This window comes from Miltoncostaea marina, from assembly GCF_018141525.1.
Classification (GTDB): domain Bacteria; phylum Actinomycetota; class Thermoleophilia; order Miltoncostaeales; family Miltoncostaeaceae; genus Miltoncostaea; species Miltoncostaea marina.
This window is the reverse complement of record NZ_CP064655.1, coordinates 2,352,537-2,370,916: the sequence shown is the minus strand read 5'-3', so window position 1 is coordinate 2,370,916 and position 18,380 is coordinate 2,352,537. Positions and strand designations below refer to the sequence as shown.

At 74.8% G+C, this 18,380-nt stretch carries 23 protein-coding genes and 2 tRNA genes; 16 read left to right on the top strand and 9 right to left on the bottom strand.

Annotation, left to right across the window (positions count from 1 at the left end; genetic code table 11):
- Window positions 1-74: 74 nt before the first annotated feature.
- From ITJ85_RS12055 to ITJ85_RS12045, 3 genes are all read right to left on the bottom strand, one after another.
- The gene (locus ITJ85_RS12055; RefSeq protein ID WP_217913350.1) at window positions 75-386 is read right to left on the bottom strand and encodes a 4Fe-4S dicluster domain-containing protein; all 312 of its coding nucleotides are present in this window, start codon (window positions 384-386) and stop codon (window positions 75-77) included.
- Between the two features lie 91 nt (window positions 387-477).
- The gene (locus tag ITJ85_RS12050) at window positions 478-1,566 is read right to left on the bottom strand and encodes an Mrp/NBP35 family ATP-binding protein (protein ID WP_217913349.1); all 1,089 of its coding nucleotides are present in this window, start codon (window positions 1,564-1,566) and stop codon (window positions 478-480) included.
- Window positions 1,563-2,198 carry an MBL fold metallo-hydrolase gene (locus tag ITJ85_RS12045; RefSeq protein ID WP_217913348.1) on the bottom strand — a complete coding sequence of 212 codons (636 nt, stop codon included), beginning with the start codon at window positions 2,196-2,198 and terminating at the stop codon, window positions 1,563-1,565. Before ITJ85_RS12045 ends, ITJ85_RS12050 begins: the two co-directional genes overlap by 4 nt.
- 37 nt (window positions 2,199-2,235) lie before the next feature.
- Here ITJ85_RS12045 and ITJ85_RS12040 point away from each other — a divergent pair, with 37 nt between their 5' ends.
- Window positions 2,236-2,691, top strand: coding sequence for an RpiB/LacA/LacB family sugar-phosphate isomerase (locus ITJ85_RS12040; RefSeq protein WP_217913347.1), 456 nt, complete (start codon window positions 2,236-2,238; stop codon window positions 2,689-2,691).
- 12 nt (window positions 2,692-2,703) lie between these two features.
- On the opposite strand, the gene ITJ85_RS12035 is transcribed toward ITJ85_RS12040, so the two are convergent.
- Window positions 2,704-3,567 carry a LolA-like protein gene (locus tag ITJ85_RS12035; RefSeq protein WP_217913346.1) on the bottom strand — a complete coding sequence of 288 codons (864 nt, stop codon included), beginning with the start codon at window positions 3,565-3,567 and terminating at the stop codon, window positions 2,704-2,706.
- 77 nt (window positions 3,568-3,644) lie between these two features.
- On the opposite strand from ITJ85_RS12035, the gene ITJ85_RS12030 reads away from it, so the two are divergent.
- From ITJ85_RS12030 to ITJ85_RS12005, 6 genes are all read left to right on the top strand, one after another.
- Window positions 3,645-4,373, top strand: coding sequence for an MBL fold metallo-hydrolase (locus tag ITJ85_RS12030; protein WP_217913345.1), 729 nt, complete (start codon window positions 3,645-3,647; stop codon window positions 4,371-4,373).
- Window positions 4,370-4,645, top strand: coding sequence for a hypothetical protein (locus ITJ85_RS12025; protein WP_217913344.1), 276 nt, complete (start codon window positions 4,370-4,372; stop codon window positions 4,643-4,645). Before ITJ85_RS12030 ends, ITJ85_RS12025 begins: the two co-directional genes overlap by 4 nt.
- A gap of 73 nt (window positions 4,646-4,718) precedes the next feature.
- Window positions 4,719-5,537, top strand: coding sequence for an RNA polymerase sigma factor WhiG (whiG, locus tag ITJ85_RS12020; RefSeq protein WP_217913343.1), 819 nt, complete (start codon window positions 4,719-4,721; stop codon window positions 5,535-5,537).
- A 50-nt stretch (window positions 5,538-5,587) separates the two neighbouring features.
- The gene (gene fusA / locus ITJ85_RS12015) at window positions 5,588-7,651 is read left to right on the top strand and encodes an elongation factor G (RefSeq protein WP_217913342.1); all 2,064 of its coding nucleotides are present in this window, start codon (window positions 5,588-5,590) and stop codon (window positions 7,649-7,651) included.
- A 32-nt stretch (window positions 7,652-7,683) separates the two neighbouring features.
- Window positions 7,684-8,466, top strand: a complete 783-nt coding sequence (locus ITJ85_RS12010; protein WP_217913341.1) for a Nif3-like dinuclear metal center hexameric protein — start codon at window positions 7,684-7,686, stop codon at window positions 8,464-8,466.
- Window positions 8,467-8,521: 55 nt separating this feature from the next.
- Window positions 8,522-8,595, top strand: a tRNA-Gly gene (locus tag ITJ85_RS12005).
- Window position 8,596: 1 nt separating this feature from the next.
- On the opposite strand, the gene ITJ85_RS12000 is transcribed toward ITJ85_RS12005, so the two are convergent.
- From ITJ85_RS12000 to ITJ85_RS11990, 3 genes are read right to left on the bottom strand one after another with little or no spacing between them, the layout of a single operon-like run.
- The gene (locus ITJ85_RS12000) at window positions 8,597-9,307 is read right to left on the bottom strand and encodes an alpha/beta hydrolase family protein (protein ID WP_217913340.1); all 711 of its coding nucleotides are present in this window, start codon (window positions 9,305-9,307) and stop codon (window positions 8,597-8,599) included.
- Window positions 9,304-9,777: a copper resistance protein CopC gene (locus ITJ85_RS11995; protein WP_217913339.1), complete on the bottom strand. Its 474-nt coding sequence runs from the start codon at window positions 9,775-9,777 to the stop codon at window positions 9,304-9,306. Before ITJ85_RS11995 ends, ITJ85_RS12000 begins: the two co-directional genes overlap by 4 nt.
- A gap of 29 nt (window positions 9,778-9,806) precedes the next feature.
- The gene (locus ITJ85_RS11990) at window positions 9,807-10,760 is read right to left on the bottom strand and encodes a quinone oxidoreductase family protein (RefSeq protein WP_217913338.1); all 954 of its coding nucleotides are present in this window, start codon (window positions 10,758-10,760) and stop codon (window positions 9,807-9,809) included.
- Between the two features lie 93 nt (window positions 10,761-10,853).
- Here ITJ85_RS11990 and soxR point away from each other — a divergent pair, with 93 nt between their 5' ends.
- The 4 genes from soxR (at window position 10,854) to ITJ85_RS11970 (ending at window position 12,795) form a co-directional block, all read left to right on the top strand.
- Window positions 10,854-11,306: a redox-sensitive transcriptional activator SoxR gene (soxR, locus tag ITJ85_RS11985; protein WP_217913337.1), complete on the top strand. Its 453-nt coding sequence runs from the start codon at window positions 10,854-10,856 to the stop codon at window positions 11,304-11,306.
- 36 nt (window positions 11,307-11,342) lie between these two features.
- Window positions 11,343-11,414: transfer RNA gene (locus tag ITJ85_RS11980), tRNA-Cys, on the top strand.
- Between the two features lie 314 nt (window positions 11,415-11,728).
- A complete protein-coding gene (locus ITJ85_RS11975) occupies window positions 11,729-11,992 on the top strand; it encodes a hypothetical protein (RefSeq protein ID WP_217913336.1) in 264 nt (87 codons plus the stop codon).
- 152 nt (window positions 11,993-12,144) lie between these two features.
- The gene (locus ITJ85_RS11970; protein ID WP_217913335.1) at window positions 12,145-12,795 is read left to right on the top strand and encodes an NYN domain-containing protein; all 651 of its coding nucleotides are present in this window, start codon (window positions 12,145-12,147) and stop codon (window positions 12,793-12,795) included.
- Window positions 12,796-12,803: 8 nt separating this feature from the next.
- Here ITJ85_RS11970 and ITJ85_RS11965 read toward each other — a convergent pair whose 3' ends face one another.
- Window positions 12,804-14,033 carry a tyrosine-type recombinase/integrase gene (locus tag ITJ85_RS11965; protein ID WP_217913334.1) on the bottom strand — a complete coding sequence of 410 codons (1,230 nt, stop codon included), beginning with the start codon at window positions 14,031-14,033 and terminating at the stop codon, window positions 12,804-12,806.
- Window positions 14,030-14,590, bottom strand: coding sequence for a hypothetical protein (locus tag ITJ85_RS11960; protein WP_217913333.1), 561 nt, complete (start codon window positions 14,588-14,590; stop codon window positions 14,030-14,032). The genes ITJ85_RS11965 and ITJ85_RS11960 overlap by 4 nt, the downstream gene beginning before the upstream one ends.
- Window positions 14,591-14,650: 60 nt before the next feature.
- On the opposite strand from ITJ85_RS11960, the gene ITJ85_RS17675 reads away from it, so the two are divergent.
- From ITJ85_RS17675 to ITJ85_RS11935, 5 genes are all read left to right on the top strand, one after another.
- Window positions 14,651-14,959, top strand: coding sequence for a helix-turn-helix domain-containing protein (locus tag ITJ85_RS17675; protein ID WP_425517046.1), 309 nt, complete (start codon window positions 14,651-14,653; stop codon window positions 14,957-14,959).
- Between the two features lie 88 nt (window positions 14,960-15,047).
- Entirely contained in the window at window positions 15,048-15,389 is a 342-nt protein-coding gene (locus ITJ85_RS11950; RefSeq protein WP_217913331.1) for a hypothetical protein, read from the top strand.
- 2 nt (window positions 15,390-15,391) lie between these two features.
- Window positions 15,392-16,288 carry a bifunctional DNA primase/polymerase gene (locus ITJ85_RS11945; protein WP_246496403.1) on the top strand — a complete coding sequence of 299 codons (897 nt, stop codon included), beginning with the start codon at window positions 15,392-15,394 and terminating at the stop codon, window positions 16,286-16,288.
- Complete coding sequence (locus tag ITJ85_RS11940) at window positions 16,285-17,385, top strand: AAA family ATPase (protein ID WP_217913329.1); 1,101 nt, start codon at window positions 16,285-16,287, stop codon at window positions 17,383-17,385. Before ITJ85_RS11945 ends, ITJ85_RS11940 begins: the two co-directional genes overlap by 4 nt.
- A gap of 394 nt (window positions 17,386-17,779) precedes the next feature.
- Window positions 17,780-18,013, top strand: coding sequence for a helix-turn-helix domain-containing protein (locus ITJ85_RS11935; protein WP_217913328.1), 234 nt, complete (start codon window positions 17,780-17,782; stop codon window positions 18,011-18,013).
- The last annotated feature ends 367 nt before the right edge of the window (window positions 18,014-18,380 follow it).

The following is an 18,380-nucleotide window of genomic DNA, read 5'->3' as shown; positions in this document are numbered from 1 at the left end:
CCGCGTGCGAGGCCGCCAGGCCGAGCCGGTTCGCGGCTTGGATCAGCCAGGCCGAGCCGGTTCGCGGCTTGGGACTAGGCCTTGCTCGAGAGGTAGTCGGCGACCATCTTCTCGCCGGCCGCCGGCCCGTCCTCGTAGTAGACGCGGTTGATCTCCTTGAAGACCTCCCACTTGTCCGGGACGTCGTCCTCGGACATGGTCGCGTCGACCGGGCACGCCTCCACGCAGGCATCGCAGTCGATGCACTCGCTCGGGTCGATGTAGAGCATGGTGGCCTCTTCGTGGCCCTCCTCCCCGGCGGCGGGGTGGATGCAGTCCACGGGGCAGACGTCGGCACAGGAGGTGTCCTTCGTGCCGATGCAGGGCTCTGTGATGACGTAGGTCATTCAGCAAACCTCGGGCGTCGTGGGTCGACAACGCTCCCCGCAGCGGTCGGAGGCGTCGCGATGGGGCACGATGCTAGCAGCGGCGGCGGCATCAGTTGGCGGCGAGGGCCTCCCTGGGAACCGCGGCGGCGACGGCCCGGGCCGCGTCCTCCAGCGCGCGGGCGGCGGGGCTCTCCGGGTGGGAGGCCACCACCGGCAGTCCGGCGTCGCCCGCCGACGCGACCGCGGGCTCGAGCGGGATGCGCCCCAGCAGCGGCACGCCGAGCTCGTTGGCGAGCGCCGCGCCGCCGCCGCCGGAGAAGACCTCGTAGCGGGCGCCGGTGTCCGGGGCGACGAAGTAGCTCATGTTCTCGATCACGCCGGCCACCGGCAGGTTGACCCGGGCGGCCATCGCCGCGGCCCGGCGGGCCACCCGCTGGGCCGCGAGCTGGGGCGTCGTGACGATCACGAACGAGGAGGTCGGCAGCAGGCTCGCGAGGGAGAGGGCGACGTCGCCGGTCCCGGGTGGCAGGTCGACGAGCAGGTAGTCGGGGTCGTCCCACCAGACCTCGGTGATGAAGCTGGTGAGCGCCTTGTGGAGCATCGGCCCGCGCCAGATGACGGGCGAGTCCTCCTCGGTGAGGAAGCCGATCGACATCATCCGCACGCCGTGCGCCTCGACCGGCATCATCAGGTCGTCGACCGACACGGCCGGGCGGGTGACGCCCATCATGCGCGGGATCGAGTAGCCGTAGACGTCGGCGTCGAGCAGGCCCACCGTGGCGCCGTCGCGCGCCAGGGCGAGCGCGAGGTTGGCGGTGATGCTCGACTTGCCGACCCCGCCCTTGCCGGACGCGACGCCGATCACCGTGGTGCGGCTGCCCTCCCGGAACGGCGACGGGCGGTCCGGCCCGGTGAGGCCCTCGCGCAGCGCCCGGCGCTGCTCGTCGGACATCGCGTCCATGGTCACCTGGACGGCCTCGACGCCGGCCAGGCCGCCGACCGCCTCCACCACCCGGCGCTGGATCTCCGCCTTCAGGGGGCAGCCGGCGATCGTGAGCCGGATGCCGACCTGCACGCGGTCGCCGCGCACCTCCACGCTGCCGACCATGCCGAGGTCGACGATGCTGCGGTGCAGCTCGGGGTCGTGCACGCCGCGGAGCGCCGCGACGACCGCCTCGCGCGTCGGGGCCGCGCTCACATGAACATCCGCGCGTAGGGCTCGGCCTCGCCGAGCGTGACGCCCCAGGGGCCGTGGCCGGGGTGGATGCGCACGTCCCGCGGCACCTCGTCGAACAGGCGCTGCAGGCTGGCCAGCATGGCGGCGGGGTCGCTGCGGGGGAAGTCGGTGCGGCCCACCCCCTGGGCGAAGACGAGGTCGCCCACCAGCGCCACGCCCTCCGACTCCTCCACCGCGACCATGCAGCCGGGCGAGTGGCCGGGGGTCGCCAGCAGGCGGAACCGCAGGTCGCCGAGCTCGAGCACGTCGCCGTCGGCCAGGATGCGCTCCGGGGTGACCCCGGGCGTGGGCGGCGGGTTGCCGAACAGGGCGGGGTTGAACGGCGCGGGGGCCGCGAGCCAGTCCTCGTCGCCGGCGCCGACCCAGACGGGCAGGCCGTTCTCCGCCCAGACGTGGTTCTCCACCACGTGGTCCCAGTGGCCGTGCGTATCGAGCACCGCGACCGGGCGCAGCTCGAAGCGGCGCAGCGTCTCGGCGACCCACGCGGCGCTGCCCATCGCCGGGTCCACGACCCACGCCGAGCCGCCGTGGGCGTCGGCGACGACGTAGGTATTGGTGGCCACCGGCCCGAAGGTCCCTCCCCGGATGATCATGCGTGCGAGACTAGCGGGGCATGGGCGGGGAGGCCTGGTGACGAGGATCGCGCTGGCGTCGGACGAGACGACCGTCCTCACCGAGGAGCTGGCCGCCGCGCTGCGCGAGGCCGGCCACGAGGTGGAGCTTCACGGCCCGCCCGCCGGCGGCGACGAGGAGTGGGTCGACGCCAGCGCCGCGGCCGCGCGCGCGGTGGCCGAGGGGCGCTGCGAGCGGGCGGTCGTCTGCTGCTGGTCGGGCACCGGCGCCTCCATCGCGGCCAACAAGGTGGCCGGCGCGCGGGCGGCCCTGTGCGTCGACGCCGAGACCGCGCGCATGGCGCGCAGGTACAACCACGCCAACGTGCTCGCGCTGTCGCTGCGCATCACGAGCCCGGCGATGGGGCGCGAGATCCTCGAGGCCTTCCTCGCCGAGCCGGACGGCGCCGAGGCGTTCGACCTGCGCAACGTGGAGCGGCTGCGCCGGATGGAGGCGGAGCCCCCTCCGGCCTAGCGGAGGGGCGGCCTACCCGCCGCCGAGGGCGCCGAGCCGGTCCAGGTCGAGCGGCCGCGCGTCGCGCGGGGCCTGGATGTCGACCGGCTCGCCGTAGGCCGACATCCGGGCCGTCAGGTCGACGTCGAGCGCGCCCACCGCGTCGCTCACCCGCGAGGCGTCGCCCCGCAGCACGAGGTGCAGCCGCCGCGGCAGCAGGTCGCCGGTGCCGATCCAGAGCTCGACGGTCGCCTCCTCGAGGGCCGCGCGGGCCTGGGCGGGGGTGATCGCCCGCCCGCCGAGCAGCGGGCCCATGTCGCGGAGCACCCGGGCGGCGTCGGCCTGGCCGGTCAGCTTGACCGTGTCGGTGCCGTCGACCTCCTCGCGCCCGGTCTCGCGCGGCCGCTCGATCCACCCGGCGAGCACGGGGTAGAGGTCGCCCAGGTCGAGCAGGCCCACCTGCTCGGGCGGCAGGTCGGCGCGGAAGTCCTGGCCCAGCAGGCCGACGAACACCTCGTCGCCGACCCGGGTGAGGTTGCCCTGCAGCGCCGGGCCGCCCAGGTCGATCCGCACGTCGAGCGACGCCCGGTCGGGCATCTGCACCGGGCCCTCGCCCGAGACGTCGAGCTCGCCGGCGAGGAGGCGCGACAGACCACCGGGGCCACCGGCGCCGGCGGCCCCGGTGGTCTCCACGCGGCCGGTCGCCTCGAGGGCGATCCGGAACGTCTCGACGCCGTCCCAGGCGACGGCGCTGCGCTGCACGAGCTGCGCGGGCGTCAGGCCCTGCGTGCGGTCCTCGCCCCCGCCGTCGTCGCCGCCGCCGCAGGCGGCCAGGGCGAGCGCGACGACGATCGCCACGACCGCGAGCGCGACCGGGCGGAGGACCGGGCGGGGCATGGCGGCGGTATAGCATGGCCGCCGATGCGCGGGGGAGCGGCAGCCAGCTGAGTGACCCCCGCCTCACCCTCGTCCCCGTGGGCGTCGGCGCCGCCTACGCGCGCCACGGGGAGGTGCAGAGCTGCCATCTCGTCCGGGCGGGCGGGGCCGCCGTGGCGGTCGACCTCGGCTCCGGGACGCTCAACCGCCTGCAGGCCCACGTGGCCCCGGAGGACCTCGCCGCGCTCGTCATCACCCACATGCACCCCGACCACTGCGTCGATCTGCTCGCGCTGCGCGTCTACATGGCGTGGGGGCCGGGCGCCGGCCGCACCGTGCGGGTCATCGGCCCGCCCGGGCTGCGCGACCGGCTGGCCGCCTTCGCGGGCTCGGAGGGCTGGGAGCCCGGGCTGCGCTTCGAGGAGCTCGCCCCGGAGGGCGGCGAGCTCGAGCTGGGGGGCGGCCTGACCGTGCGCCACCGCCCCGTGCCGCACCTCGACCCCACCCACGCGGTGCGCGTCCAGCACGGCGGGGCCGCCGTCTGCCTGGGCGCCGACTGCGCGCCGGGCGACGCGCTGCCCGAGCTCGCCGCCGGCTGCGACCTGCTGGTGCTCGAGTGCACCTTCGGCGCCGACCCGGTGCCGGAGGGCGTGCCGCACCTCAACGCGTCCGCCGCCGGCGCGCTGGCGGCGCGCGCGGGCGCGCGGCGGCTGCTGCTGACGCACTGCCAGCCGGAGCACGACCGCGACGCGGCGCTCGCGGCGGCCCGCGCCGCCTTCGGCGGGCCGGTCGGGTGGGCGGTGCAGGACACCCCGGTGCCCGCGTGAGCGCCCGCCGCTGGCGCACGCGCCCGGCCGACCGGCGCACCGTGATCCTGGCCCTGCTGCTGAGCCTGCTGCTGCCGGGGCTGGGGCACGCCTACACCTACCGGCTGCCGCGCGCGCTCGTGTGGCTCGGCGGCACGATCGTGGTGGGGCTGGTGGTGGGCGACGGCGACCGGCAGCTCGCGCTGGGGATGGGCGTCGCCCTGGCCGTGCTGGCCGCGCTCGACATCGCCCTGGTGATGTGGCTGGACCATCGCGGCACGAGGCGCCGGTGAGCGGCGCGGCCGCCGTGGACGCGGGGCTGTTGACTAGACTCGCCGGAATGCCCGCGCGACCCTCCCTCCCGCGTTGACCTGGGACGCCTTCCGACGCGGCGCCGCCGGCGCGGCGCAGGGCGAGGAGGAGCTGCGCATGCTGTGGCGCCGCTTCAAGGACCACGACGACCCGCAGGCCAAGGAGCGGCTGGTCCTGACGTACGCGCCGCTCGTGAAGTTCGTCGCGGGCCGCATGAACAGCCAGCTGCCGAGCCACGTGGAGGAGACCGACCTCATCTCCTACGGGCTCATGGGGCTCATCGGCGCGGTGGAGCGCTTCGACCCGGAGCGGCAGATCAAGTTCGAGACCTACGCGCTGCCGCGCATCAAGGGCTCGATCATCGACGAGCTGCGCTCGCTCGACTGGGTGCCGCGTTCCGTGCGCGCCCGCTCCCGCGAGATCGAGCGCAAGGCGGCCCAGCTCGAGCACAAGCTCCAGCGCGCCCCCACCGAGGAGGAGCTCGCCGAGGCGCTCGGCATGACCCTCGACGACTTCCGCGCCGCGATCACCCAGATCTCCAACTCCTCGATCGTGGCCCTCGACGAGACCTGGAGCGTCTCGTCGGGCGGCGAGCCGCTGTCGCTCATCGACACGATCGCCGACACCGGCTCGCACCGGCCCGACCTGCAGATGGAGATCACGGAGCTGCGCGACACGCTGGCCGACGCCATCGCGCGCCTGCCGGAGCGCGAGAAGATCGTGATCGCGCTCTACTACTACGACCACCTCACCCTGCGCGAGATCGGCGAGGTGCTCGGCGTCACCGAGAGCCGCATCAGCCAGCTCCACACGAAGGCGATCCTGCGGCTGAAGGGGCGGCTGCAGGGCGACGGGGAGGTTGACCGGGGCTAGCCGCTGGTCGAGACTGCGCTTCCCGGCCTTGTATGGAAAGGCACAAGCCCATGGCGCACCCCGACCCCGCCCGCCTCCGGAACGTCGCGGTCCTCGGACACCGCGGCAGTGGGAAGACGAGCCTGATCGAGGCGATGCTGTTCGCGGCCGGCGCCACCACCCGCATGGGACGCGTGGCCGACGGCACCACGGTCTGCGACGCCGACGAGGACGAGCAGCGCCGCGGCATGACCATCTCCGCGTCGCTCTGCCACCTCGAGTGGAGCGGCCACAAGGTCAACCTGGTCGACACGCCCGGCGACGCGTCGTTCCAGGGCGACACGCTCGCCGCGCTGCGGGCGGTCGACGCCGCGCTGATGGTCGTCAACGCGACGGCCGGGGTGGAGGTCCAGACCGAGCGCCTGTGGGCGCGCGCCGCCGAGGCCGGCCTGCCGCGCGCGGTCGCCGTCAACATGCTCGACCGCGAGCGCGCCGACTTCGACGCCGCGCTGGCGGGCCTGGCCGCGATCGCGCCGGGCGCCGTCGCGATCCAGGTGCCGATCGGCGCCGAGGACGGCTTCCGCGGGGTCGTCAACCTGGTCTCGATGACGGCCACCACCTACGCCGACGGGTCGCCGGAGGGCACCACCGGCCCCGTCCCGGACGAGCTGGCCGACGCGGCCCGGGCGGCGCGCGAGCACCTCATCGACGTGGTGGCCGAGAACGACGACGCGCTCATCGAGAAGTACCTGGAGGGCGAGGAGATCACGACCGACGAGCTCATCGCCGCCATCCTCGCCGGCGTCGCCGAGGGGCGCGTCGCCCCGGTGGTCTGCACGGCCGGCGGATCCGGCGTGGGCGTCGACCGGCTGCTCGACCTGCTGGTGGAGGCGCTGCCGTCGCCGGCCCGGGCCGGCGTGCGGGGCGCGATCGACGCCGACACGGGCGAGCCGGTCGAGCTGACCGCCTCGGCGGACGGCCCGCTCGTCGCGCGCTGCTTCAAGACGGTGGCCGACCAGTTCAGCGGCCGCATCAGCCTGCTGCGCGTGGTCTCCGGGGTCCTGCGCGGCGACGGCCACGCCGTCTGCGTGCGCACCGGCGGCAAGGAGCGCGTCGGCCAGCTCTTCGCCCTGCAGGGCAAGGACCACGTCCCGCTCACCGAGATCGGCCCCGGCGACATCGGGGCGGTGGCCAAGCTGAAGGACGTCGCCACCGGCGACGTCCTCACCGACGGCGCCCGGGTGGCCTTCCCGCCGCTCGAGCTGCCGCCGCCGCTCATGAGCTTCGCCGTGACCGCCCACGACGAGGGCGACGACGACAAGCTCAACGCCTCGCTGCGGCGCATGCGCGACGAGGACCCGACCCTCGACGTGCACCACGACGAGCAGACCGGCGACCTGATCGTGGCCGGGCTCTCGCAGATGCACGTGGAGGTGATCGCCGAGCGCATCGAGCGGCGCTTCGGCGTGGCGATGGACCTGGCGCCGCCCCACGTGCCGTACCGCGAGACGATCACGACGACCGCCGAGGCCGAGGGCAAGCACAAGAAGCAGAGCGGCGGCCGCGGGCAGTACGCCGACTGCTGGCTGCGGGTGGAGCCGCTGCCGCGCGGCGACGGCTTCGAGTTCGTCGACAGGATCGTGGGCGGGGTCATCCCGCGCGCGTTCATCCCCGCGGTCGAGAAGGGCGTGGTGGAGGCCCTCCAGCAGGGGGAGCTGGCCGGCTACCCGGTGGTCGACATCCGGGTGACGCTCTACGACGGCAAGCACCACCCGGTCGACTCGTCCGAGATGGCGTTCAAGATCGCCGGCGCGATCGGCGTGCGCGCCGCCATCGCGGCGGCCCGGCCGACCCTCCTCGAGCCCGTCATGCATGTGGAGATCACCGTGCCCGCCGAGCACGTGGGCGACGTCATGGGCGACCTCTCGTCCCGGCGCGGGCACCCCCTCGGGATGGAGGCGCGCGGCCACGACGAGACCGTGCGCGCCGAGGTGCCGATGAGCGAGATGCTCTCCTACGCGCCCGACCTGCGGGCGATGACCGGCGGCCGCGGCGAGTACACGATGCACTTCGACCACTACGCGGAGGTGCCGGCGCACCTGGCGCAGAAGGCCGCGGCGGCCGCCGCGGCGTAGCCCGCGCGCCGCCCGGCGCCTACGATGCGGCGGTGCTCGTCGCCCAGCTCGTCCACGCCGTGGAGCGCCTGGCGCCCGCCGTCCTCGCCGAGGAGTGGGACAACGTCGGCCTGCTCGTGGGGCGCCACAACCAGCCCGTGCGCCGGGTGCTGGTCGCCCTCGAGCTGCGCGGCGAGGTGCTGGCGGAGGCGCGCGAGCACGGCTGCGACGCCGTGGTCACCCACCACCCGCCCATCTTCCCGAGCATCGCCGCGCTCACCGACGGCGGCCGCGCCGCCGAGCTGGTGCTGCGCGCGGCCGAGGACCGGGTGGCCATCGTGGCCGCGCACACCAACCTCGACAGCGCGCGCGGCGGGCTCAACGACCTGATGGCCGGCATCCTGGGCGTCGCCGACGCGCGGCCGCTGCGGCCGTCGGCGGACGACCCCGGTGCGGGGCTCGGCCGGGTGGGCGGCGTGGGGGCCGCCACCCTCGCCGAGCTCGTGCAGCGGGTGCGCGGCGGCTTCCCGGGCGCCCCGGTGCGCTACGTGGGCGACCCCTGGGCGCGCGTCGAGCGGGTGGCCTGCTGCACCGGGTCGGGCGGCTCGCTCATCGACGACGCCCGCGCCGCCGGCGCCGACGCGTACGTGACCAGCGACCTCAAGTACCACGACGCCGACCGCGCCGAGGGCCTGCCGCTGGTGCACCTGCCGCACGCCCACGCGGAGCGGGTGACGCTCAAGGCCTGGACGAAGGGGCTCGCGCGCGCGCTCGCGCCGGAGGGGGTGGAGGTGCGCTTCGCCGACACCGACACGGACCCCTGGCAGGCCGCCTGAGCGCCGCCGCCGTTGAGGGCCCGCCCGCCGATCGGTACACTGCCGCGAGCGCACTGCGGATGTAGCTCAGTTGGCTAGAGCGTCTGCTTGCCATGCAGAAGGTCGAGGGTTCGAGTCCCTTCATCCGCTCTCACGAGGGCCCCGCTCCGGCGGGGCCCTCGCCGTCTCCGGGCCCGGGACGGCCCGGGCGGGGGCCGGCGAGCGGCGCCGGCAGCCAGGCGGCGACCGCGGCCCGCACGGCGGGCAGGTCGGCCGCCAGGCGGTGGTCGCCGTCCACCCGCGCCACCGTGCGCCCCGGGGCGTCCGGCGGCATCCCGAACGCGTCGCGCACCCCCTGCACCACCAACACGGGCACGGTCACGGCCTCCAGCTCGGGCAGCCGGCTCGGCCGCGGGGGGCCCGAGCGGCCGCGCGGCTGGAGCGGGAAGGCGAGGCACAGCACGCCGGCGGCGCCGGTCGCCGCGGCGGTGCGGCAGGCCACCCGCGCGCCGGACGAGCGGCCGCCCGCGAGGTGGGGGAGCCCGGCCAGCTCGCCGCCGAGCAGGCGCTCGGCGACCGCGGTCCAGGCCGCGTCGAGGCGCGCGGCGGGCGGGGGCGTCCGCCGGCCCGCCACCCGGTACGGCTGCTCCACGAGCGCCACCGAGACGCCGAGCCCGAGCCCGACCTCGGTCGCGGCGAGGATGTCCGGCGCCGAGACGCCGCCGCCCGCGCCGTGGCCCATCAGCAGCGCGGCCGCCGGACGCTCGGCGCGGTGCAGGTGCACGAGGGCGGTGCCGTGGCCGGTGGCCACCTCGATGCGCTCGGCGCCCGCGGCCGCGGCGGGCCCCGCGGGCGGGCTCACCGGGCCGTCGCCGCGGCCGCCGCCCGCTCCAGCGCCGCCGCGGCCGTCCGCAGCTCGCGCGCCACGCGGCGCAGCGTCGCGGCGAGCGAGGGCGCCCGCACCCGGAACGTCGTCCGCCCGGTCAGGTCGTGGCCGTCGGCGCCGGTGACCGTCCACGTAACGGTGTGGAGGCCCGGGCCGCCGCCGGCCAGCGGGATGATCAGCCGCCGCGCGTCGCGCGGGTCGAGCCGGGCGGCGCCGGCCACCCGCGCGCCGCCGCCGCCCGATGCCTGCGCCGGGCCGGCCGCCGCCAGCGCGGTGCCGTAGGCCGCCACCACCCGCGGCGGCACCTCGGCAAGCACGGCTCCGTCGGCCGGCCGGACGGTCTCGAGGGCCGTGTGCGCCGCGGCCGGGGCGGCGACGACGAGCGCGAGGACGACCGCGCAGAGCGCGGCGGACGCGGAGGACCGCGCGGATGCGGATCGGGCCATGCGCCCATGCTACGCACCCCCGCTTCCGCCTACGCCGCCATCTCCACCGGCCGCACCTCCCGGCGCCGGCCGTCGAGGGCCGGCATCGTCAGCACCACCTTGCCGCGCACGTGGCCGGCCTCCACCTCGCGGTGGGCCTCCGGCGCGCGGTGGAGGGGGTAGGTGCGCGAGACGTGCACCCGCAGCTCGTCCCAGCTCCACATGGCGATCAGCTCGCGCAGGCGCTCCGCCGAGCGCTGCGTGCGGATGGCCCGCACCCCGCGCCGCGCCGCGGCGCCGAAGTCGACGATCGTGCCGATGCGCGAGCGGTCCTCGACGAGGGCCAGCGATGCCGCCACCGCCCCGCCGCCCACCGCGTCGAGCGCCGCGTCCACGCCCTCCGGCGCCAGCGCCCGCACCCGCGCCACCAGGCCGTCGCCGTACTCGACCGGGATCGCGCCCAGCGAGCGCAGGTAGGCGTGGTTGGCACGGCGCGCCGTGCCGATCACCACCGCCCCCCGACTGCGGGCGATCTGCACGGCCATCGAGCCCACGCCGCCCGCCGCGGCGTGCACCAGGACGGTGTCGCCCAGGGCCACGCCCAGCTCGCCGAGCGCCGTGTGCGCCGTCTGGCCCGACGCCGAGAGGGCCGCCGCCTCGGTCCACGGCATGCCCGCGGGCTTGGCGGCGAGCTGGTCGGCCGGGACCGTCACCAGCTCCGCGTAGGCGCCCATCGTGGTGAAGCCGATCACCGGGTCGCCCGGGGCGTGGGCGGCGACGCCCGCGCCGACGCGCTCCACCACGCCGGCGAACTCGTTGCCCACCACGCCGTCCGCCGGCGTCAGGGCCGACCGCCCCGCCCGCGCCGCGCAGTCGGCCGGCTGCACGCCGGCCGCCATCACCCGCACCTGCACCTCGCCCGCGCCCGGCGCCCGCGGCGCCACCTCGACCAGCCGCATCGCCTCCGGCGGCCCCGGCGCCGAGAACGCCATCGCTCTGCTCATCCCGCGTTCCTCCGTCTCGATCGCTTCGTGCGCGGCGATGCTGCACCTTCAAGCGAGGTTGAAGTCAAGGGCGCGGCGTGATGCACTGCCGGCGTGGACGACCCGCTCACCATCGGCGAGCTCGCGGAGCGCTCGGGCGTCGCCACCTCGGCGCTGCGCTTCTACGAGGACCGCGGCCTGCTCCGGCCCGAGCGCACCGCCGCGGGCCACCGCCGCTACCCCCGCGCGGCCCTGCGCCGGGTGGCCTTCATCGTCTTCGCGCAGCGCGTCGGGCTCACGCTGGAGGAGATCGGGTCCGAGCTCGCGCGCCTGCCCACCGACCGCGTGCCCCGGGCCGCGGAGTGGGAGCGCCTGTCCGGTCCGTGGACCGCGCGCATCGACCGGCGCATCGCCGAGCTCCAGCGGCTGCGCGACGGCCTCACGAAGTGCATCGGCTGCGGCTGCCTGTCGCTCGAGACGTGCGCGCTCGCGAACCCCGGCGACCGCCTCGGCGCCCGCGGCCCCGGCCCGCGCCGCTGGCTGGAGGATCCGGCGGAGGTCGGCTGAAGCCCGGCCCGCGCCGCTGCTAGCCTCCGAGGGCCCGGCGACGTGGCGAAGTGGCTAACGCAGCGGTCTGCAAAACCGCCATCGCGGGTTCGACTCCCGCCGTCGCCTCTCCCGATCAGCAGTGGGATTCCGGCTTGTGGAGCGGGATCCTGTCCTCTCCAGCGCCCCGGCCGGAATCGCGCCAGGACCCGTCGAGACCCGTCAATCCGTGGCGCGCGTGGCGCACACTGTGGCGCGCGCCCCCGCCTGAAGCTCGAGCCGTCCGGCTGAGCAGGTACTGTGCTGTGCGGCTGCTCCCCAGCCCAACCCAGAACTCGATTCCTCCCGCGCGGTCCGCCGCGCCACAACGTCGAGTCGCGAGCAGGGGGCGGCCAGCTCGCTCGTGCTCAGCGAGCGTGGGCAGTTGGACAAGGGAGGAACCGATGAAGGGCATGACGGTCGCGGACTTCATCCGCGTCTTGGAGCAGTACCCGCCGAATCTCGAGGTCGGCATCGACGGATGGCCTGGCATCGCGCCACCGGTCTTGCGGCAGTGCTTCAGCGAAGACCGCGGCGCGCGGGTCCTCGACTGCATCCTCGTGGAGCACCCCGGGCCCACTGAGGTCCAGCTCGATGGGGCTGCCGAGTTGGATCGCATGCTCGAGCAGGGCTCGCGCCGCTCGTTGCGGAGGCTGCGCTTGGTCTAGGGGCGCGTTGCCGCCGGCATGCGGCGGAACGTCTGTTTGCTAAACGAACGGTTAGTTTTGCTTGCCCGGCCACAGGCCGAGAACTAGCTTGCAGGTATTCCTCCTCGCCGCCCGGTTTCGGCCGCGCTGGCGAGGTCTTTTTTGGGAGTGCCGTGGCCGGGCAGAGCAAGCGCGTCGCCGTCTTCATCGACTGGCAGAACGCGTACCGCTCTGCCCGGCGGGCGTTTGGCATCGATGGCATGCCCAGCGAGCACGGGAACTTCTGCCCGTTCAACCTGGGTCGCATCCTTGCCTTCGGAAACGGCCGCGGAGCTGACGGCTCGCTTTGCAAGGTCCAAGTCCACAGAGGGCTGCCAACGTCCTCGAAGGATCCCACCGGCCACGGCGCGTGCCGGCGCCAGGCGGCCGACTGGCAAAAGACAAGTCCCGTTGTGCAGGTGCATCTGCGGCCGCTTCGGTATCGGCCGACCTATCCGGCCGATCCGCCGGTGGAGAAGGGCATCGACGTTCAGTTGGCGCTGGGGCTCGTCGAGTGCGTCACCGCTGGTAAGTGCGACGTCGCGATCCTCCTCTCCAACGACACAGATTTGCTGCCCGCGGTCGAGACGGTCGCTCGTCTAGCGGGCACCGACGCCATCGAAACAGCCGCCTGGTCAACCGGGGCGAGCTCCCAACGGTTGCGCCCGAAGCTCCCGATCTACCACCACCACATCACGGAGGACGTCTTTCGGAGGGTGGAGAGGCGGATCAACTACGCACACGCGAGCGCGAAGGGGGCCATCGCCGGCCGGGGGGGCCGCTAGGCGAATCGCTACGGAGCGACGGCTCTCGTGAGGAAGGCATCCATGCGCCCCGCGTCGTCGGCGCCCTGGTCGGCGCGGGCGTGCACGTACCGGGCGAGCGTGAAGGCGACGCTGGCGTGGCCGGCATACCGGGACACGTTCGCGGGCGACACGCCGGCCTCGAGCATCGTCGAGCAGTAGGAGTGCCGCGCCTCGTGCAAGCCGAGCTTCGCGCAGGGCGGTAGCGGCCGCTCGCCACGGGAGGCCGCGTCGCGGTCGCAGGCGAGCGGGGAGACCTGGGCCTTGGCCCATGCCTTCGACGCCCGCGAGAGCGCCGCGGAGTGCGAGAACGGGCGCTCTCCGTCGCGCCCGAAGACGAGCCCCGACCGCCGCCCTGTCGCCATGGCGTGCGACAGCAGGGCGGCGCGCACCGTCGCGAGCAGTGGCACCGCGCGCCGTGACCGGCGGGACTTCGGAGCCACGAAGGTCCGCGACTTCGGATCCCATGAGCGGCGGACATGGAGCGCGCCCTCGTCGAGGTCAACGTCTTCCCAGCGCAGGCCCTGCAGCTCACCGGCGCGCAGGCCGGCGCCGAAGGCCACCGCCCACAGCACCCGGTCGGCCGGCTCGAGCGGCTCGAGGAGCGTCGCCTGCTCGGCGGGCGTCGCGATCCGGTCGCGGCCCTGCGCGAGCGCGGGAAGGGGGAGGTGGGCGGCCGGGCTGACGGCGATCGTCCCCTGGTCGAGGGCCCGGCGGAAGAGCACGTGGAGGGGGTTGATGCAGTTCCTGATCGTCGAGGCGCTCTTGCCGGCGCCGAGCAGGCGCTCGATCAGCGTCACGAGGTCGCCGCGGGACACGTCGGACAGGCGGCGGCGGCCGAGGGCGGGGAGCACGTGCTGGTGCAGCGAGCCCTCGTAGCTGGCGATCGTAGAGGGCTTGTAGGGGTCGCCGCCCCGGGCCCGGATGGCGCCGGCGCGCATCCCCTCGAGCAGCTCGCCGGCGGCCGCCTGCAGGGTGGGCGACTTGACGGCGCGCAGCTCCTTGCGCTCGATCGCGGCGGTCGCGCTCGCCCGCCAGCTCTTCGCCTCGGCTGTCGTGCGGAACGTCTTCCGGACCTTCCGGCGCGTCACCGGGTCCCACGCGTGCGCCTGGTACCGCGGCGCGCAGTCGCAGGCGCTGTCGTGGCGGCTCGCGCACGAGCGCGAGTGCCGGGGGGTCACGCCTTCGGGAAGGCGCCGTCGCGTCGTGGTCGTGCTCATCGGTTCTCCTCTCCGGCGACGCCGCGCGGCGCCTCCCCGAGGAGCCCCTCTCGCCGAGCAGCCGCGAGCCAGTTGCCCACGGTGCGTCGTGAGACGCGCTCCTCTCGCATGATGGTCTGAGTCGGAGGAAGCCCTGCTGCCAGATGCCGCCGGTACCGGCTGGCGATCTCCTCGAGGAACTCCCGCGTCAACGCCTTCCGCCGCGGGATCTCCGTCGTGCTCGTCAGGGGCCGCGCCGCGCTCCCAGCGGCCGGCGGAAGCTCGCCTTCTCTGCTGCCGCCAAGCAGCGCCGACAGGTTCGTCCGCGCGATCGACTCAAGGCGCTTCCAATCGGACAGCGCCGGCGCCGTGAGCGGGGGCACGTCCTGGCCCTCGAGCTCGGCCGGATCGTCAACCGGCTGCTCGATCGACGTCTCGACGCAGATCAACGATCGCTCCCCATCGGGAGCGATCGCCTCCATGTAGCGGAAGACCCACCGGAACGGCGAGCCGTCGGGGCGGATGGTGACGGTCCGGAAGAGGTCGCGGCCTGTTGCCGCCGCGCCCGGGACGGTCACTCGAACGGTTCCCAAATCCTGCTCCTTAGCCTATCGGCAACGGGTCGGCATTGATCGTAGATGCACACCACTTGCATGGTCAAGACAGGTCGGCTAGCGTGCGCCGCAATGTTGCCTACCAAGTGCACACCAGAGGAACTCGCGCTCGTCTCCGAGGCCCGCCGACTGGCGGGTAGCGGCGGCGCCCGCGCGATCCGAGTGGCGGCTGGGGTGACCCTCTACGAGGTGGCTGCGGCCTGCGGCGTCTACCCCTCCACCGTCCTCCGATGGGAGCGGGGGGAGCGACGACCTCGCGGTCGCGGCGCCGTGCACTACGCCCGAGTCCTTCGGGAGCTCGCCAGTCCGCCGCGGCGGGTGCAAACGACGTGACGGGAGGGGCCAAGTGAGTGGCTTCGACGGTGCCGAGGAGCGGCTGCGCGCCGCCTTGGCGAAGCAGTCCAGCGGTGGGGGAGAGAACGTGGCGAAGACCTGGAACCCCCGTCGCGGCGATGGCGCGGCCGTCCTGGTCGGGCGCCTGGAGAAGGTCGAGCAGGTCGAGACCAAGTACGGCCCCGCGGGGCTCGCGACTATGCACGACGGCGCTGGCCAGGCGTGGGCCGTCTGGCTGTCGGCGAAGACCATCCAGACGGCGTGGGAGCGCTGCGCGCCGAAGGTCGGTGAGGTCGTCGCCGTGGAGTTCGCCGGCGAGCGCAAGACGCAGGACGGCCAGCGCTCCTACCCGCTCTTCAACGTGGCTGTCGACCGACCCGGCGAGGGCGCGAACGCAGGCGAGCGCTGGGGCGACGAGGCGCCCTGGTGACCATGGGGACCTTTGCCGAGGCCGCGAGCCCCTTCGCGGACGGCCGGGTGTTCGGCACCAGGGCGCACGTGCTGCCCGTCTGGTGGGCAGAGGGCGGCGGATGCGGCTGTCCGGACGGCGCTGCGTGTGAGCACCCGGCTAAGCACCCGATCACTGCGCGGGGGCTCAACGACGCCACCGACGACCTCGAGCAGATCGCCGAGTGGGCCAAGCGCTACCCGCAGGCGAACATCGGTCTTGCGCTCGCCGCGTCGGGGCTGTGCGCGCTGGACGTCGATGGCGAGGAGGGCCGCGCATCCCTGCGCGTTCACCCGGAGTCCATCCCCTGCACGACGCTGACCGCGACCGGTCGCGGTGCGCACCTCATCTACCGGGTGCCTCCCGGGCGCCGCGCGCGCGGCACGGTCGGCGTCGCGCCGGGGCTCGACCTGCGGGGACGGAACTACGTGCTCGTGCCGCCGAGCGTGCATGCGAGCGGGGTGGCGTATTGCTGGGACGTCCCGCCGCGCCGCGTGGCGACGGATGGCGTCTTCGGCGTCGATCCCGAGCCCGCGCCCGAGTGGATGCTCATCGCAGAGCGGGCGGCCGACACGGTCACGGCCCAGCCGTCGCAGCGTCGGCCCGTCGGCGCCTCGCGGTACGGCTGGGCCGCTGCGCTCGATGAGCTGCGCGAGCTCGCCTCGACGGCCCAGGGTGGCCGCAACGACCGGCTGAACCAGGCCGCGTTCGCGCTCGGCGGCCTCGTCGCCGGCGGTGAGCTCGCGCATGAGCCGACCCGCGACGTGCTGCTCGAGGTGGCGCTGGCGATCGGGCTCGGCCGCATCGAGGCCGAGAAGACGATCGCCTCGGGGCTGTCCGCCGGCGCCGAGCAGCCACGATCGGCGCCGGCGCGGGCATGACGACCCCGCTCGACATCGAGGCGCTCGCGCGGCTCCACTACGGCGAGCCGGAGCACCCGGAGCGCAACGGTGCCGCGCCGCCGGAGACGCTCATCACGTCCTGGCAGCGCTTCGACGAGCTGGCGGCCGGTGGCATGGCCTACCGGATCGCGGGTCTGCTGCCGGCCGAGGGACTCGGCTTCACGGCCAGTGGCCCGAAGAGGGGCAAGACTTGGCTCGCCCTCGCGAAAGCGATCTCGGTCGCGACGGGCCGGGAGTACCTCGAGCGCTTCGAGGTGGTGGAGCGCTGCCCGGTCGTCTACGTGGCCCTCGAGGGCTCCCCCGGCGGAGTGCGCGCGCGCATCGGGGCGCTCGCGCGCGGGATGGGCATCGACCCGGACTCGCCCGAGCTGCGCGACTGGCTTCACCTCGTCTACAAGCCGCGCGGGATCAACCTCTCCGACCCCGCCTGGGCGGAGCGCCTGATCGCGGACGCCGAGCGCGTCGAGGCGCGCCTGGTGGTGGTGGACGTGCTGCGTCGTGCCGCCAGCGTGCGCGAGTCGGCCGACGGTGTCGGGGACTTCGCGAAGCTGGTGCGCAACCTCGAGCCGCTGATCGACGGCGAGCGCTTCCTCGAGCTGCTGCACCACTTCCGCAAGGAGGGCAGCGCCGACGAGAACGCCGCGACGGGCGAGCGGATGAGCGGCACCGGCAGCCTCCATGGCCACTACGACGCAGCGATGTTCATCACCAGCGGCACGGACCTGTCGATGGCGGTTGAAGTAGATGGACGCGACTTCCGGCCGCCGCAGCCGTTCCGGGTCGAGATCAAGGGCGAGGCGACCGGCCCGTGGGGTTACGTGTACGAGGACGCCGCCCGGATCGTCGCGGTGGACGCGCCGGCCAGGAAGGTCGCGAAGGCGTCCGTGGAGGAGATCCGCGCCTTCATCATGGCCGCCGGCGGGGAGGCCGCGCCGGGAGCCATCTGCGGCCGCTTCGGCATCGACGAGAAGACCCTCCGCCGACGGCGCTCGGAGCTCGACAAGGCGGGGGTCCGCTACCTCGAGGACGGCAAGCGGAGCCGCTACATGGCGCGCGGCTCGGGGGGTGCGCAGTGACGCAACCCTCAACCCGGACTTCACCCCGGCACACCCCGGCATCTTCACCCCGGCATTTTTTGCGCCGGGGTAGCGCGCCGGGGTCGGAACCCGCATGGTTGCGGGAAATCGCACCCCGGCACCCCGGCACCCCGGCGCGGCGACGTGCCGGGGTGAAGAACCCGCTAACCATGCGGTTTCTCACGACCCCGGCACCCCGGCCCCCTACGGGGGCGGACCCCGGCATCCGCGTGCCGGGGTGCCCGCCGGTCGCCGATTGCGTGCGCTGCACGGGATGGCGAGTGGGCAAGACGCGGCGCGCCGCCCGTGGGATGCGCCCACTGGGTAGCCGCACCGCCCGCCCCGAGACTTCGCGTCGGATTGACGGAAACGATGCGCGCGCAGGAGCCGGTCGGTGAGCGCCCCGCGCCTCCTCGACGTGGACGCGCTGCCCGGGCGCCTGGCGCTGACGCCGGCCGAGGCGGCCGCCGCGCTCGGCTGCTCGCGGACCTTTCTCGAGGAGCAGGTGTTGCCGGACCTGCGCGTGGTGCGCCGTGGCCGGCGGATCTTCGTCCCCGTGTCCGAGCTGGTGCGCTGGCTCGAGCGTGAGGGCGAGGCGGTGGCCGAGACGATCGGGGCGCGGCGATGACGCTAACCGCTGCGCGCCTCAGCCGCCGCTTCTCGTGCGGCTTCTCGACCCCGCGCGCCACGTGCGCGCCACAGAAGGAGCGTTCGTCATGAGCCGTGTCTTCGCCGCCATGACCACCGATGCGCTTGCTGCCGCCCTCGAGGCGGCGCGACTGGACGCCGCCGAAGCGCGCCGGGCCCGCGCCCGTCGGATCCGTGATCCGCTGGCGCACGCTGGGCCGGGGCGAGGCATGACGACGCAGGCCACCACGAGGGCGCCGGTGCAGAGCCCGGGGGTTGCGGTGCCCCTGGTGCTCCCGACGCGCCCGGCCCGGCGGAGGCCCCACGCCACCCCCTCCGCTGGGCCGTATCAGGGCGGCGGCTCGGCC

What these genes read in the sequence shown, in the direction of transcription:
- ITJ85_RS12045 (WP_217913348.1), bottom strand. Translation starts at nt 2,198, where the DNA reads ATGATCATCCGGGGAGGGACCTTCGGGCCGGTGGCCACCAATACCTAC.
- ITJ85_RS12055 (WP_217913350.1), bottom strand. Translation starts at nt 386, where the DNA reads ATGACCTACGTCATCACAGAGCCCTGCATCGGCACGAAGGACACCTCC.
- ITJ85_RS11990 (WP_217913338.1), bottom strand. Translation starts at nt 10,760, where the DNA reads ATGAGCAGAGCGATGGCGTTCTCGGCGCCGGGGCCGCCGGAGGCGATG.
- ITJ85_RS17675 (WP_425517046.1), top strand. Translation starts at nt 14,651, where the DNA reads ATGCACACCACTTGCATGGTCAAGACAGGTCGGCTAGCGTGCGCCGCA.
- fusA (WP_217913342.1), top strand. Translation starts at nt 5,588, where the DNA reads ATGGCGCACCCCGACCCCGCCCGCCTCCGGAACGTCGCGGTCCTCGGA.
- ITJ85_RS11965 (WP_217913334.1), bottom strand. Translation starts at nt 14,033, where the DNA reads ATGAGCACGACCACGACGCGACGGCGCCTTCCCGAAGGCGTGACCCCC.
- ITJ85_RS12035 (WP_217913346.1), bottom strand. Translation starts at nt 3,567, where the DNA reads ATGCCCCGCCCGGTCCTCCGCCCGGTCGCGCTCGCGGTCGTGGCGATC.
- ITJ85_RS11945 (WP_246496403.1), top strand. Translation starts at nt 15,392, where the DNA reads ATGGGGACCTTTGCCGAGGCCGCGAGCCCCTTCGCGGACGGCCGGGTG.
- ITJ85_RS11940 (WP_217913329.1), top strand. Translation starts at nt 16,285, where the DNA reads ATGACGACCCCGCTCGACATCGAGGCGCTCGCGCGGCTCCACTACGGC.
- ITJ85_RS11975 (WP_217913336.1), top strand. Translation starts at nt 11,729, where the DNA reads ATGAAGGGCATGACGGTCGCGGACTTCATCCGCGTCTTGGAGCAGTAC.
- ITJ85_RS11995 (WP_217913339.1), bottom strand. Translation starts at nt 9,777, where the DNA reads ATGGCCCGATCCGCATCCGCGCGGTCCTCCGCGTCCGCCGCGCTCTGC.